Annotated in this window: 14 protein-coding genes, 1 tRNA gene and 2 pseudogenes; 9 read left to right on the plus strand and 8 right to left on the minus strand. The window is 68.0% G+C overall.

Annotated elements, in window-relative coordinates; translation table 11 throughout:
- Positions 1–674: pseudogene (locus ABD466_RS09160) on the plus strand (hypothetical protein); the annotation flags it as partial.
- Positions 675–686: 12 nt separating this feature from the next.
- Positions 687–1412: a hypothetical protein gene (locus ABD466_RS09165; protein ID WP_344656531.1), complete on the plus strand. Its 726-nt coding sequence runs from the start codon at positions 687–689 to the stop codon at positions 1410–1412.
- Between the two features lie 86 nt (positions 1413–1498).
- On the opposite strand, the gene ABD466_RS09170 is transcribed toward ABD466_RS09165, so the two are convergent.
- Positions 1499–2203, minus strand: a complete 705-nt coding sequence (locus ABD466_RS09170) for a haloacid dehalogenase-like hydrolase (protein ID WP_344656532.1) — start codon at positions 2201–2203, stop codon at positions 1499–1501.
- Positions 2204–2322: 119 nt separating this feature from the next.
- On the opposite strand from ABD466_RS09170, the gene ABD466_RS09175 reads away from it, so the two are divergent.
- The 4 genes from ABD466_RS09175 (at position 2323) to ABD466_RS09190 (ending at position 5469) form a co-directional block, all read left to right on the plus strand.
- Positions 2323–3975 (plus strand): succinic semialdehyde dehydrogenase, encoded by a 1653-nt coding sequence (locus ABD466_RS09175; RefSeq protein ID WP_344656533.1) that lies wholly within the window; start codon positions 2323–2325, stop codon positions 3973–3975.
- Positions 3976–4145: 170 nt separating this feature from the next.
- Positions 4146–4535 (plus strand): WXG100 family type VII secretion target, encoded by a 390-nt coding sequence (locus tag ABD466_RS09180; protein WP_344656534.1) that lies wholly within the window; start codon positions 4146–4148, stop codon positions 4533–4535.
- Positions 4536–4549: 14 nt separating this feature from the next.
- Entirely contained in the window at positions 4550–4846 is a 297-nt protein-coding gene (locus ABD466_RS09185; protein ID WP_344656535.1) for a WXG100 family type VII secretion target, read from the plus strand.
- A 257-nt stretch (positions 4847–5103) separates the two neighbouring features.
- Entirely contained in the window at positions 5104–5469 is a 366-nt protein-coding gene (locus ABD466_RS09190) for a chorismate mutase (RefSeq protein ID WP_344656536.1), read from the plus strand.
- Between the two features lie 329 nt (positions 5470–5798).
- Here ABD466_RS09190 and ABD466_RS09195 read toward each other — a convergent pair whose 3' ends face one another.
- The gene (locus ABD466_RS09195) at positions 5799–6233 is read right to left on the minus strand and encodes a DUF6918 family protein (RefSeq protein WP_344656537.1); all 435 of its coding nucleotides are present in this window, start codon (positions 6231–6233) and stop codon (positions 5799–5801) included.
- 226 nt (positions 6234–6459) lie between these two features.
- On the opposite strand from ABD466_RS09195, the gene ABD466_RS09200 reads away from it, so the two are divergent.
- A complete protein-coding gene (locus ABD466_RS09200; protein WP_344656538.1) occupies positions 6460–6909 on the plus strand; it encodes a PaaI family thioesterase in 450 nt (149 codons plus the stop codon).
- 87 nt (positions 6910–6996) lie between these two features.
- Positions 6997–7068 (plus strand) — tRNA-Arg (locus tag ABD466_RS09205).
- 206 nt (positions 7069–7274) lie between these two features.
- Here the strand turns inward: ABD466_RS09205 and ABD466_RS09210 are convergent.
- The 4 genes and pseudogenes from ABD466_RS09210 to ABD466_RS09220 all read right to left on the minus strand — a co-directional run bounded on the left by ABD466_RS09210 (position 7275) and on the right by ABD466_RS09220 (position 9819).
- The gene (locus ABD466_RS09210) at positions 7275–8174 is read right to left on the minus strand and encodes a tyrosine-type recombinase/integrase (RefSeq protein ID WP_344656539.1); all 900 of its coding nucleotides are present in this window, start codon (positions 8172–8174) and stop codon (positions 7275–7277) included.
- Between the two features lie 112 nt (positions 8175–8286).
- Complete coding sequence (locus ABD466_RS09215; protein WP_344656540.1) at positions 8287–8448, minus strand: hypothetical protein; 162 nt, start codon at positions 8446–8448, stop codon at positions 8287–8289.
- Between the two features lie 29 nt (positions 8449–8477).
- Positions 8478–8783 (minus strand): annotated as a pseudogene (locus tag ABD466_RS44400) (protein kinase domain-containing protein); the annotation flags it as partial.
- 67 nt (positions 8784–8850) lie between these two features.
- A complete protein-coding gene (locus tag ABD466_RS09220; RefSeq protein ID WP_344656541.1) occupies positions 8851–9819 on the minus strand; it encodes a GNAT family N-acetyltransferase in 969 nt (322 codons plus the stop codon).
- A 681-nt stretch (positions 9820–10500) separates the two neighbouring features.
- On the opposite strand from ABD466_RS09220, the gene ABD466_RS09225 reads away from it, so the two are divergent.
- On the plus strand, positions 10501–11133 hold the full coding sequence (locus tag ABD466_RS09225; protein ID WP_344656542.1) for a tyrosine-type recombinase/integrase: 633 nt from the start codon (positions 10501–10503) through the stop codon (positions 11131–11133).
- Between the two features lie 442 nt (positions 11134–11575).
- Here ABD466_RS09225 and ABD466_RS09230 read toward each other — a convergent pair whose 3' ends face one another.
- A complete protein-coding gene (locus tag ABD466_RS09230; RefSeq protein WP_344656543.1) occupies positions 11576–11947 on the minus strand; it encodes an RICIN domain-containing protein in 372 nt (123 codons plus the stop codon).
- A gap of 589 nt (positions 11948–12536) precedes the next feature.
- Entirely contained in the window at positions 12537–12929 is a 393-nt protein-coding gene (locus ABD466_RS09235) for a peptidase inhibitor family I36 protein (RefSeq protein ID WP_344656544.1), read from the minus strand.
- Positions 12930–13752: the final 823 nt, after the last annotated feature.

Below are 13752 nucleotides of genomic sequence, written 5' to 3' on the forward strand. Positions count from 1 at the left end.
TGCTCGGCGCGGGCCTGCACGTCGCCGGGGCGATCGGCGGCGCCGCCAAGGACCTGCTCGTCGGCATGGGCGCGCTGCTCAAGGGCGGCGGCGGATTCCTGCGCGAGCTGGTCACCGGCAGCGGTGAGATCACTCGGGCGATGACGTGGAGCCGACGGGAGATGCTGGTCACGTCGAAGCTGCTGAAGTTCGAGGAGATGTCGCCCAAGGCACGGCAGCTGCTCAAGGGCCTCGAAGCGAGCAACGGCATCTTGGACATCCGCTCAGCCGAGGTCAGCGTCCAGCACCTGGCGGACATCACCTCGCACGTCGACAAGGAGCTCGGGGTCCTCCAGAACGCGAACGGGGATCTGAAGCTCATCATGGGCAAGGCCAAGACCACGAGCCTCCCCAAAGCCCTCGAGAGGGAGGGCTACGACTTCATCCTGCACACCCATCCCGAGCCGAACATGCCCGGCGTCAAGGACCTCAGCGGCCACCACTCGATGGTCAAGGACCTGCTGAACAAGGCCGACGAGGGCTCACACCACATCGAGGCCGTCGTGTCCCAGAACGGCGACGTGCGGTTCTTCGACCACAACGGCTTCGTGGACCCGCCCGAAGGTTCGAAGTACGTCCCCGGCGGCCCGGTCAACGACTGGGGACATATCGTGTCTGTTCTCGGGATCAAGTAGGAGGCGGCCACCATGTCGATGTACGAGGACGAGTGCGTCATCTGCAAGCAGACGACGCTGGGGGTCACCGGCTGGGACGACGTGATCATCGGCCGGCAGCTGGTCCTGGCGCCGTGGGAGGGCGAAGGCGAAACCATCGAGGGGAACCTGCACTTCGCCTGTGTCCAGAGCTGGAGTCACAAGGACGCCTTCTTCAACGAGCTGGCGGCGGCCTACACCGGGGCGCCCGACGCGACGATCACCTTGCGTGATCGGCACTCCGGCGAACTGACCTCCGTGCCACGGCCGACTTCCGAATCCTACGAGCCGGTGTGCACCGGGCCTGGCCTGCTCATCCTGGCCCAGCCCGAGGAGAAGCGGTGGACCGCCATCGACGCCGACTGGGGCTGGATCCGCCTCGATCACCGTGAAGCCGCACGGATCGCCGCCGACGACCGCAGCCCGGTGGAGGGTGGGTTCGCGCGCCTGAGCCTGGACCGCGACCTGCCGTTGGAGGCGACGGAATGGTCGGTGGGGGAACTGCTGGACCACCTCGATCTGGAGCCGCGCTATCCGGGCCTGCGCACCACGCCCGGGGTGAGTATGGAGTTGTACTTCAAGGCCCCCGAGAAGAGCCGGCATGCGGTGCGGTTGGCGCTGGACGTTCCGCTGCTCGTCCCGGACCGGGTCCGGGCCTACTTCATGCAGCTGCTCGCCGATGAGGGGCCGGACGCGTTCAAGCTGGTTCTGCCGGACTGAGCCGGCGCCTGATCGCGCTCACGCCTGGCCGCGCGGGCTCACGCCTGGCCGCGCTCACGCCTGGCCGCGCTCACGCCTGATCGCGCTCACGCCTGGCCGCGGTCGATCAGCGCTTGCAGCCGCGGGAACACCGTGAGGTCGGGGAGCACGGCGTTGGCCCCCGCGTCGCGGAGCTGGGCCTCCGTGAACCCGCCCGTGGCGACCCCGGCGACGTACACGCCGTTGGCCTGGGCGGCGGCGACGTCCTTCGGCGTGTCGGCGACGATCACGGTGTTCAGCGGGCCGAACTCCTGGCCGTGATGCGTCCTGGCCCGCTGCCACGCGAGGTGGACGAGCGCCGCCCGATCGGGGTTGTCGCTGCCGAAGGCTCCACAGTCGAGGTCGACGTAGGTGTCCAGCTCGAAGATCTGAAGCTTGGCGATCGCGGACAGCCGCGGATTCCCCGTGAGCACGCTGGACACCACATCCGGTCTCGCGGAAAGACTTCGCAAAGCTTCCAGGGCACCGGGAAGAACCCGGCCCCGGCTGCGCAGGCCGTCGGCTCGCTCGCGGTAGGCGGCCGCCTGTGCCTGCTCGAACCTCGGGAAGAGCTCGCCGTGGTCGGCCAGCCCATGGAGTTCGAGTGTCCGCTCGAAGACCACCGGCTCCGTGAGGCCGCTCGGGTCTGCCATCTCCCCCATGGCTCGGCCTGTTACTTCCTCGAACGCCCGGGCGAACACCTCGCGGCCCACATCACCGGTCTCGATCAGCGTGTGGTCGATGTCCCAGAGGACTAGGAGACTGGAGTTCATCGGGCCGTCAGTATAATGACGAGCGCTATACGAAACCCACGTAAGAGCGTGACGAACGAGTCTTCACGGGTTACCACCGACGGCTGACACCGTCAGGTTTTTCTGGGAAGCTCATCGCCATGACCGCCGACACCATCGATCCCGGCAACGGCATATCGGAGGATGCGCAGGGCGCTCCGGCCGGAACCGGCCACCAGGAAGCCTCCCGCCTCGAAAGCATCCACTCGCGATTGCCCGCCGACCTGGTCGAGCGCCTGGTCGGCAAGGTCTCGATCCACGGCGCGGTGGGCGGCCGGACACAGAGCTACAGCCCGCTGACCGGCGAGCTCATCGCGGACTACCCCGCGAGCGCCCCGCAGGACGTGCGGGCCGCGTTCGACAAGGCGCGGGCGGCGCAGCAGGCGTGGGCGAACACGCCGCTGGCGCACCGCACCGGAGTCGTCCGCCGACTGCACGACCTCCTGCTGGAACGCTCCGAGCAGCTGCTGGACCTGGTGCAGATCGAGACCGGCAAGGCCCGCAAGCACGCGCTGGACGAGGTGCTCTCGGCGGCTGCCGCCACGCGGCACTACGCGCACGCGTCCCGCGGCTACATCCGGACCAAGCGGCGTCGCGGCGTGCTGCCGGTGCTGACCAAGGTGACCGAGACACGCGTCCCCAAGGGCGCCGTCGGCATCATCACGCCGTGGAACTACCCGCTGGCGCTGGCCGTGTCGGACGTGATCCCGGCGCTAATCGCGGGCAACGGCGTCGTGCACAAGCCGGACACGCAGACCGCGCTGACCGGGCTGCGGCTGAAGGAGCTCGCCGTCCAGGCCGGGCTGCCGGAGGACCTGTGGCAGGTGGTGGTCGGTGACGGTCCGGTGGTCGGCACCGCGGTGGTCGACAACGCGGACTACATAGCGTTCACCGGCTCGACGGCCACTGGCCGCAGCGTGGCGCTGGCCGCGGCCGCGCGCCTTGTCGGCTGCTCCCTGGAGCTCGGTGGCAAGAACGCGATGCTCGTGCTGGACGACGCCGACATCGACAAGGCGGTGTCGGGTGCGGTGCGCGGTTGCTTCTCCTCAGCGGGGCAGCTTTGTATCTCTATAGAACGTATATACGTGCACTACACCAAGTACGACGACTTCCTGGCGCGGTTCCTTACTGAGGTGCGCGCTATGCGTTTGGGCTCCGGGCTCGACTACACGGCGGACATGGGTTCGCTCACGAACACCAAGCAACTGGAGAACGTCACCCTGCACGTCGAGGACGCCAAGGCGAAGGGCGCCAAGGTGCTCGCCGGCGGACGGCGCCGCGCCGACGTCGGCCCGCTGTTCTACGAGCCGACGGTGCTCGGGGACGTCAAGGACATCATGCGGGTCTACGGCGACGAGACATTCGGGCCGGTGGTGTCCGTGTACTCGTTCAAGAACGAGAGCGAGGTCATCGCCGAGGCCAACAAGACGAAGTACGGGCTGAACGCCTCGGTGTGGACGCGGGACAACAAGCGGGCCCGGGAGATCGCGGGCAAGCTGCACACCGGCACGGTGAACGTCAACGAGGCCTACGCCGCGGCGTGGGGCTCGGTGGCCGCACCGATGGGCGGGATGGGACAGTCCGGGCTCGGGCGGCGGCACGGCGCCGAGGGCATCCTGCGCTTCACCGAGGCGCAGACCACCGCACGGGAGCGGCTGCTGCCGATCGCGCCCTGGTTCGGAATGTCGGAGCAGCGCTGGGGCACGCTGATGCTGCGCTCGCTGAAGCTGCTCAAGACCCTGCGGATGAAGTGAGGCGGTAGCGGGGCGACACCCGCAGCGCGTTCCTCAAAACGGGTGACGCGGCGACCGAAAGGTTCCGATTGTCGCTACCCGGGGTTACCGTGGTGACCGACGTCACCCAAGGTCACCGACCGACTCCTCCGTGGCGTCACCGCACCGCACATGAGGGGATGGTGATCCGCGTGACGGAACCCGCCTCGGCCGCGTTCGTCCCGGCGCCCGCCGCCGCTGCCGCGTCCGGCGTGCCCGGCGTACCGGGCGGCGCCGCACAGTTCGGCGCCACGCTGGACGTGATGGCGCAGGCCGCCGCGCACGTCGGCACGGTCAACGAGGAGATCGCCGCCCTGCTCGCCACCCTGCTGGCCCAGCTGGAGCCGATCGCCGCCACCTGGAAGGGCGCCGCCTCCTCCGCGTTCCAGTCGCTGCACCAGCGCTGGAACGCCGACGCCCGCAAGCTCAACGCCGCGCTCGGCGGCATCTCCGAGTCACTGTCCGGCACGCACCGCCGCTACTCCGCGGCCGAGGAGTCGAACACCACCGCCGTCAACCGCGTCGCCGGACTGATCGGCTGAGGGGAGGAGACGCGATGACGTACGGAGGCGAGCTGCTCGTCCACGCCGAGACGCTGTCGTCCGCGTCACAGAACGTGGCGGCGGCGCACAACGAGCTGAACAGCAAGCTGCACGATCTGCGGACCCTGCTCCAGCCCCTGACCCAGACCTGGACCGGCCAGGCCGCGGCCGACTACCAGGCCCGGCAGCGGCAGTGGGACCAGGCGCAGGGCGACCTGAACGAGGTGCTGCAGCAGATCGGGAAGGTGCTCGAGGTGGCCCAGCAGCAGTACGGGGACGCCGAACGGGCGAACATCGACGTCTGGGCGTGAGCCCGCCCACTGCGCCCGGGCCCCCGATCCACATCACGAGACCGGCTGGACCGCGCAGCGGACCCCGTGGCACCATGGCCACATGCTCGCAAACCGCCGATTTTTCTATGGCTACGGACACCGGTCCCTAGCCATCGTCGGCAGCTGAGCAGGACAAGCCAACGAGCGCCTCGGACCCCTCCGGTCCGGGGCGCTCGCTTCTTCCACGGGGCGCGCCGGGACGGCGGGGCCGGGGCCCAGCCCGAGGAGCCCCAGCCATGACCCCCAGTGCCACCGCCACTCCCGCCGCACACCCTGAGCATCCCGAGCCGGTGGGGCTCGACGCCTCAGCCGTCCCAGGTGCCGCACCGGCGGAGGCGGCCGAGCCCGTCGGCCAGCCCACCCCGGCCGGCGTCCGCACAGGCCGGGCCCAGATCGACGACCTCGACGCCCGCATCCTCGCCCTGATCGCCGAGCGCGTGCACACCGCGGCCACCATCCAGGCGGCCCGCATCGCCGAAGGAGGCCGCCGCCTGGACCTGAAGCGCGAGACCGAGATCATCGCCCGCTACCGCGAGGCCCTGGGCCGCCCCGGCGTGACCGTCGCGATGGCCGTACTGGAGCTGTGCCGGGGCCGCGTGTGAGGCGCCCCCGGAAGCTTCCCCCGAACCCCCGACGAACCTGCGCGGCGCCCGTAACCGCCGGCCCCCTCGTTCGTTGAACCGCACGTATCACCGGCGCGGATCGCGGCCCGGTCAGCGCGCCACCACGCTCATGCGCGCGACCGGTGACGGCGATGTGGGACACCACGCCGGTGCCAGTGGTGGACCGCAGGGGACAGCGGGCCGGCCACCAGGAAAAAGCGGCGGCTGCCCCGGGGACGCCCGGGACAGCCGCCGCGATGGTGTTCACAGCCCGGCGCCGTCAAACGGCCGCACCGCACAAGGCGGCACCCGGACCGAACCGACCGTGATCAGCCGGCGTACTTCTCCACGATCTTGCCCAGCTTCGGCAGCGCCTTCTCGATGTTCTCGGCACCCTTCGGCCGCACCTGCTCGTACGCCTTGCGCAGGGTGGCCCGGTCGGAGTTCGCGGCCCGCTCGTCGGTGACCCCGAGCAGCGCGTTCGCCACCTCCGGCCCCCGCCCGGCGAGGTAGTCCCCGAACGACCCGCCCCCGGCGGCCACGAAGTCCGCGTAGAACGGCTCCAGCCGCACCACGAAGTCGTCCACCAGCGTGTCCACAGCGTCGTGGATGATGCCGGCCTTGAAAGCGGTGACGACCTTGTAGGCGCCCTTCACCATCAGCCCCGAGTCCCGGACCTGCTCATCGATGAGCTGCTCGCAGTCGGTCACGACCTGCGGGCGGTTGGTCGGGTTGAGGAGGCTCTCCTGCAGAGTCTGTCCCATTGTGATGTGTCCTCGAACGCGGTAGAGGGACGACCGCCACGGCCCGGGACCAACGCCCGGAGCATCGTACGGCCGAGTAGTGAGCGCTTAGGTTACCGTAACGCGCCCACCCGCCAAGAGCTGTTCCCAGACCCCGCGCTCAGATGTCTGACTCCAGGCAAAACCCCCAACCCCCCCACCAAAAACCCACCATCACACCCCAACCACCCACCCCTATCGTGTGCTCATGACCACCAATCAACCCCCTGAACCCCTCACTCCGGCAAAAGCCACCGAAATCCTGCACGCAAACTTCGCCCCCTGGATCCTCGCCCTCAACCTCACCGTCGAGCAGACAACCCCCACCCACACAACCGTCCGCCTCCCCTGGTCCCCCTCCCTAGCCCGCGAAGGCGGCACCCTCTGCGGCCAAGCCCTCATGGCAGCAGCCGACACGACAACCGTCCTGGCAATCAGCGCCGCCCGCGGCGCCTTCTGCCCCATGACGACCGTCCAGCAGAACACCACCTTCCAACGCCCGATCCAGGAAAAAGACGTCCTGATCACAGCCCACATCACGAAACTCGGCCGCACCCTGGCCTTCACGGACATCACCATGACCCCCCCCCCCACCCCAGGAGACCCACAGTCCCCACCGGCAGCCCACGCCACAACCGTCTACGCGATCCTGGGCTGACTCCGGCACCCGCCCCCCACCGACCACGCCACCGGAAACCCTGGCGCAAGCCACACCGCGGACCTGATATCGTTTCCTACGTCCTGAGCCCCCGTAGCTCAGGGGATAGAGCACCGCCCTCCGGAGGCGGGTGCGTAGGTTCGAATCCTACCGGGGGCACCTAGTCTGACCAGCCGCAGCCCGTATGAGCTGCGGCTTTCTGTTTTCCGCTATCGAGCACGTGTGCGAGCGTGTGTCGCTGAAAGCGGCTCTGTGTCGGTGGTTGTGGTCTATCTGTGGTCTGGAGATCGGCACGTTTTCCCAGGTCGGTCCAGACAGCAGCGAGCCCCCAGCCGAAGCCGGGGGCCGGGTGTCCGAGGACACGCTCAGACACTCGGGTCGTCGCCGAGAGCGTCTTCGATCGCCTTGTTTGCGATCTTGTCTTGGTCATCCAGGACCCACGAATACGTGGACATCATGATCTCCACGCTGTGTCCAGCCCGCTCGGCGATCAGCGCCGGATCGCGGGTGCTGCGCAGGCCGAGCGAGACGCCGGCGTGTCGGAGGTCGTAGAGGACGGCCGCCAGGAGTGAGTCGCCGCGATCCGACGTCATCGCGAACGGCCGAGCTTCCCGCCAGACTCGCGAGTACGTGGACGCCACGATCCGGCCGCCGCGCTCATTGCCGAAGACTCGTCCGTCACCGTTCCTGGCTGCGAATTCGCTGATGTGTGTCTTCAGCATCGCGACGAGGACGGGTGGGATGGGGACGGGTCGGATCTCGTCTTCGGGCCGTTGCTTGAGCCCCTTCTCGTCGTGCACCTTCCCGGAGTCGGTCCACGCCTTCCCCGCAGTGGGTGTGGCTTTCTCCAACGTCAACAGACCCCATCCCTTGTCGGGCAGATGGCAGTCCGACACCCGGAGCGCGATCACCTCTTCCGGCCGCATCATCGCGTAGTACATGCACGCGAAGAACGCAGCCAGCCGCCGGCCCCGCCCGCGCTCCCACGATCCGACGTACGAGACCGCGGTCAGCAGCTCGGCGACCTGCGCCGGATTCGGGACGCGTCGCCGGTCGAGTCGCTTGGATGCTTTGGGCGGTGTCCAGGTGATGCGCTTGAACGGGTCTTCGTCGAGGTGCCCGACCTCGATCGCGTACTTGACCACGTTGCCGACGACTCGCCGACGCCGCAGCACTGTGTTGGCCTTCCCGGGCCGTCCGTCCATCGTCAGCAGCACCGCATCCAGGACCGCCCGCGCGTTCGCGGCATCGTTGATGGCTGTCACCGGGAGAGAAGCCCGCTTGAGCCAGTGCAGCGCCTTCCAGCTGACCGGCGGAGCCTCTTCGGCGTCCGGCTTCCGTGTCGAAGCCCTCGCCTTCCCTGGTGGCGTTGAGGAGCTACTCGAACAGCTGCGAGCCCAGGGCGCAGACACCAGCTACATGCTGGAGCACCTCCGCCAACGCGATGAACACCGCACCACCTCCGCTGGCGGGTTTGATGTCCCGGTGCACCACGACACGGTGCGCGGTCTCCAAGGCGGCGCACACCTGTCCGTCCATCGCAGGGCCCTGCCTACGTCGGGCTCTCGTAACGTAGCCAGCTCGCGGGCCACCACCTGATCCAGTGACTCGCCGTCGACGAGTTCCATCACCAGATACGGCACAGCGCGTCCGTCGAGCTCGCCTTGGCCGTAGTCGTACACCGCGACGATCGACCGCGAGGCCAGGCCGCCGGCGACCCGCGCCTCGCGTTCGAAGCGCGGCGAGGACTCCTCGCTCATCCGGACGTCGAGAAGCACCTTGACCGCGACGTCACGCCCGATGCGGGGGTCGCGGCACCGCCACACCTCGCCCATCCCGCCGGAGCCGAGCAGACCGGCCGTCGAGGATCCGATCCGCCATGATGAATCCCCTCTCTCAGCTGGATTCTGTCAGGACTCTGCGTAACCTGGGTGGCCCTCTTCACCTCGTTCGGTTCCGCCGGGAACGGCCGGCTCGCCAGCGGCTCATCGGTGACCGACAGGACGCGGCAGTCTGTGTGGGCGGAGTGGCGATGTACCGCCGGAGCAGGCTTTTGACAGCATTCGCCGTGAACCACCGGCTCCGGATCGCCCACAATCCGACGGCCCCCCACGGCCCATCCGCCAAGACGATCCGGACGCTCTGCGCCTGGTTCGGGTGCAGCCGTTTCTTGTGCGGCTCGGCGCCACGGAGCAACGACAACTCCGGAAGGCCTCGTTCGGTCGTCAACGCCATCGCGGCACGAGTGATGGCGAGGAACACGTCCATGCGGCGCCGTATGCTCGGCAGGTAGCCGTAGAGGTACCTGCCGACCATGGACCTGCCGACGATGAGGAGGTCGGAGGCGACATGCTCGGTCTCGAGCGTTTCCTCGTTCTTCAACGAGAACTCCGCGAGCAGAGCCTGGAAACCACAGCTCTCACCCGCCTCGATCGACCCCTGCAGAACCGTCGTCAGGTGTCCTCTGAACCGCTCCGTCAGATGCTCTGAGTTGACCGGACGGCCGGCCCACTGCCGACGGTGCAGCTCAAGGAACCTGACCATCGCCTCCTCGGCCTCAGCCGGCGTCACCAGGCGAACCTCCACGCCGGCCGTGCCGAGTTCGCGCATACTCTTCCGCAACCGTTGCCGGGTCTTGGCCGTCTCGATCGCCCCCACGTGCTGCTCCATCAGCACACCGGGAAAGAACAAGCACAGCTCGTGGGGGATTTCCAGCGCCCCGCTCCCCCACGCGTCGCGAACCTGAGCGAGGACGCTGCCCGGCCGTACGTCGGGAAAATCCAGCAGGTCGAAGCACAACTCGCTGCGGATCGCTGTAACAAGGCGTTCGACGATCGTCCGCGCGTCCGGCACACCGTCGCCCGAATCGTCGACGAGAACGTCGCAGAAATCCGACTGCTCGACGCCCACCGGCCGGAGCACCCTCCACAGCCGCAGCCGGGTGAGCACGAACGCCGCCGCAGCGACCAGAACCCCACGGTGCCGCACACTGACCAGACACAGCCGACCGTTCCCCTGCCCGTACCACCGGCACCACGACGAGAGCCAGATCCTCGACTGGAACGGAGTCGCCGCCGAGCAGCGCCTGAAGAGCCGGTCCCAGTCCGTCCCCAGAGCGTCCAGGGCATCGGCCCCCCAGGTGACTTCAGCGGTCCAACCAGTTTCCCGCCCGGTCGATGCCGACACCCCCCACCTCCCGGTTCAGCTGCGCGTTCGTCTCTCCCCGCAACGTGTGTTGTCCCGACACGAGCGCCACCGCGCACCTGGCGGTCAGCCTCCAGGGGCAGGGCAGCGTTACATCCTAGGGGAGCAGCCACCGGCCTTACGATCAAAAGGGAAGTGATCTCGGTCTATCCGAGGCGATCCTGCTGGCTCTCGCGCTGTGGAGCGTGTAATCGCCGTCTTCGTCCGGTGAAGCCGCCGGCCGGCTCGGCCCGGCCGTTCTCCTCGAGTTGGCCGAGCACTGGTGCGCCTCCATGGCTTCCGCGCACACCGCCCGCGCCTACCGCGAGGCCGTGCGCGGCTGGCTCGTTGCCACCCGTCGCGCCCGGCTGGCAGCGCTGTCCTCCTGGTACCGGCGCTTGACCCGCTTTGGCCTGGTCACGCGGAACCCGTTCTCCCCGGATACGATCACCTGGCCCGGCGTCGACGCCGACTACTCGCCCACCGTCGGCCTGTCCGGCGCCGAGGCCGCCGCGCTGCCCGCGCCGACACCGCCCCGCAAGGGAAGCGCACCGCCGCGCTCATCGGGGTGTTGCTCGCCTGCGGCCCCAGGTCGCCGAGGTTATCGCTGCCGACGTCGCCGACCTCAGCTACGACACCGGACACCGCGTCCTGGCCCTGGCTGGCAAGGGCGGCAAGAAACACGCCGCGGTCATCGCCCCCGGCATCGGCCGCGACCTCGACGCTTACCTCGCGGGCCGCACCGACGGGCCGCTGTTCGCCACCGCCGCCGGCCGCCACTTGGACCAGGCCGCCGTCTGGCGGCTGATCCGCCGCATCGCTGCCGCCGCCGGCATCACGGCATGGGACCGGATTTCCCCGCACTCCGCCCGGCACACCGCGATCACCCTCGCGCTGGACAACGGCGCCGCGCTGCACGACGTGCAGGACATGGCCGGCCACGCCGACCCCCGAACCATCCGCCGCTACGACCGCCGCCGCGGCCATTTGGACCGCTCCCCGAGTTACCGCATCGTCGCCACCCTCGGCGGCGATGCCTGACACACGGGATCGAACCGGTCACAACGCGATGTCCCTGCTGTCCTTGTCGGGCATTCCGCCGAGCAGCGCTTTCGGCCCTAGGAGCTATTCGTAGTTCGGATCTAGAGTGCGTGCGGCGGTTGTTTCAGCCCCTGCATGACGGCGTGTATCGAGTATGACGGCGTGTATCGAGCTAGAACGCCGCGTGAAGGGTTCTGTGTCCTATACCTGTCCGTGAAATCTTGAGCTGAACGGCACTCGAACACTGCATGCTCGATCCGCTGGCTCGCTGGCCAGGTCATTCGACGCTCGACGGGAGCGCAGACCGCTGCCATGCTGCACGCGGCGTAGGGAACTGTGCAAGCTGTCTGCGCTACCCCCGGAGCAGGAAACCGGCCCTATGCATGAGACGCCGCGAGAGGCGGGACCCGGCCGGCCCGTCCCCCCGCGACGACGGCTGGGGTCAGTTGTTCCAGATCTGGTTCTGCCAGGCATTACGCGTCCACAGTTGGACGCGGTCGCCCCACGTGGCAGGGCTCTGGACCCCGTCGTTGTTGGCATCGAGCACAAGGCCGCGGTTCAGGCCGTTGTGCCAGATGATCCCGCCATAGATGTACTCCGGGAACCACTTCTGCTGCGGCTGACCGTTGCAAGCCCACACCTGGACCCGGCCGCCGGCCCTCATGTTGGTGGCGTCCGCGTCCAAGCACGCGTTGACGCTGACGTTCGCGTAGATCGTGAACGAGCCGTCGCCGTTGTTGTACGTCGACCACTGGTTCTGAGTTGCGCCACAAGAGCCCATGGTCAGTTGCTGCGGAGAGGGGACGTAGCTCAAGCACAGAGAGTTCGGGGATTCCGTTTTCATGTAGTGCCAGCCGTAGGCCTGTGGTTGGACCGATCCCGTCGAGGCTGAGGCACTCGTGGCGGGCGCCACAGTGGCGAGCAGTGCGGCTGCAGCGGCGCCGGCCATCCCAACGAGACGCTTCTTCGAACTCATCATGACCCTTCCAGAGCATTGACTTCGGACGCAGGCCCCCGGCCGCGGCGCGAGCGGGAACCGGCACTGCTCTCGAGTCTCGGTGGCTGGAGTCAGAATGGCCCGTGATCTGTACTAATCTGTACACTCCGAACGCACGGACACGGCGGACGTGACTGGGCCGAGTCCACGCTGATGGTCAGCTTCTCGTCCGCGTCGATCCCGCTGCGCATCCGTTCCAGGCCGGCAAGCGTGCCAGCTCGCCCAGGCGGTCACCCGGCTCGAAGGGCAGTGGTCCAACACCAGTGCGGTGGTGCGGGATCGGCGGTACTGGCGGCGAGACGTTGGACGCCTGCCACAGCGCGCGGCGGGCCAGATACTTCTGCCTGAAACCAGGAACCGATCACCGCGGAGGCGGGAAAGTCGAGGTGTGGTCGTCCGCGTTTTGTCAGGTATCACAGGTCGACGCCACAACCGGCGTGAGGGACCCCAATACATGGAGCCACGTGCCTCGGGTATTGTCCTGCCCTCCGGCTGGTAGCAGCACGCTGATGCCGCGATAGTCGACTGCCCCATAAGCACACCAGTTACGGCCGGTATTATTGTACCAGTAGCCGACATTGTTCCTGAGGCGAAGCGATGTCTTTGGCAGGCTCGATAGATCTTCGACTGCCAGGGACGTCGCGAACATCTCTTTGCTGTCGAGTGCCCAAACACAGAAGCTGTCGCGCGGACATTTCTCGGCTTCGATCCGGCTGGGCGCAAAATCCATGGTGCCCACCGTCGGGCTGCTGCTCGGGCTGCGGTGGCGAATTGCCCAGGTTACGCCGAAGGCGAGCATCAATCCGAGGATTGTGGCGGCCGAAGCCGCCTGGAGCTTCCAACGACGGCCATCGGACTCACTTTTGACTACGAGGTGAAGGTGAGTGTGCTGGTCACCTGCCACCTGGGTGATCCGGCCCCGGCCGGAGGCGTTCGCTCGCTGCCTGACGGCAGGCGGATTCTCGGGATCTGGATGCGACGCGTCCGCGTCGAATGGCGCTGCTGCCTCGGTCTCATGTCCACTCTCGTGCCCGGCCCACCAGCCCAGTGCTGTGCCCAAGGCTGCCGAGACGACTGCGCCGAATCCAGTGGCTACCGCCCACCGGTCTGCTTCCGCATGGGGCAGCCAAGATAGCTGCAGGTGACGGAATGACCAGAGACTGATAGCGAATGCAGCTACCGTCACGGCCACGGCCACCGCCCACCGCGCTGTCGGCCTCACGGCAAGAACCTCCTTGGTGCTCGGCTCCGCCGAGGTGGTCCCCACGACCGAAACACGGAGCCGACATTGCTAACGAGCACTTGCCCGATTGGATGTGGCCTCCGCTCACGCTTGAGGCGGTTCCACGCCGGTGGTGAGCGTCGGCTCGATCAGCGGGGCGATTGCGGCGAGTGGTTGCCTGGCAGGTCGTCCAGGCCTCCGTCGGCCATGCCGCGATGACGGTGGCAGTGCCCGGGCCACCCCAGCGTCAGAAGACGGTCGGTGCTCCGATTGCTTCGCCGAGCACACCGACGTCTGTCGGCATGAGCACGTATGGAACGGGCCTTCGCCCCTCATCCGATCGACACCGCCACCACGACCGGGCCCCGGGTTCTGGACAATCAGCGAACGCCGATTGTCC

Source organism: Catenulispora subtropica (assembly GCF_039531675.1).
GTDB classification, from domain to species: Bacteria; Actinomycetota; Actinomycetes; order Streptomycetales; family Catenulisporaceae; genus Catenulispora; species Catenulispora subtropica.

What these genes read in the sequence shown, in the direction of transcription:
- ABD466_RS09165 (WP_344656531.1), top strand. Translation starts at nt 687, where the DNA reads ATGTCGATGTACGAGGACGAGTGCGTCATCTGCAAGCAGACGACGCTG.
- ABD466_RS09170 (WP_344656532.1), bottom strand. Translation starts at nt 2,203, where the DNA reads ATGAACTCCAGTCTCCTAGTCCTCTGGGACATCGACCACACGCTGATC.
- ABD466_RS09175 (WP_344656533.1), top strand. Translation starts at nt 2,323, where the DNA reads ATGACCGCCGACACCATCGATCCCGGCAACGGCATATCGGAGGATGCG.
- ABD466_RS09185 (WP_344656535.1), top strand. Translation starts at nt 4,550, where the DNA reads ATGACGTACGGAGGCGAGCTGCTCGTCCACGCCGAGACGCTGTCGTCC.
- ABD466_RS09190 (WP_344656536.1), top strand. Translation starts at nt 5,104, where the DNA reads ATGACCCCCAGTGCCACCGCCACTCCCGCCGCACACCCTGAGCATCCC.
- ABD466_RS09195 (WP_344656537.1), bottom strand. Translation starts at nt 6,233, where the DNA reads ATGGGACAGACTCTGCAGGAGAGCCTCCTCAACCCGACCAACCGCCCG.
- ABD466_RS09200 (WP_344656538.1), top strand. Translation starts at nt 6,460, where the DNA reads ATGACCACCAATCAACCCCCTGAACCCCTCACTCCGGCAAAAGCCACC.
- ABD466_RS09215 (WP_344656540.1), bottom strand. Translation starts at nt 8,448, where the DNA reads ATGGACGGACAGGTGTGCGCCGCCTTGGAGACCGCGCACCGTGTCGTG.
- ABD466_RS09235 (WP_344656544.1), bottom strand. Translation starts at nt 12,929, where the DNA reads ATGCTCGCCTTCGGCGTAACCTGGGCAATTCGCCACCGCAGCCCGAGC.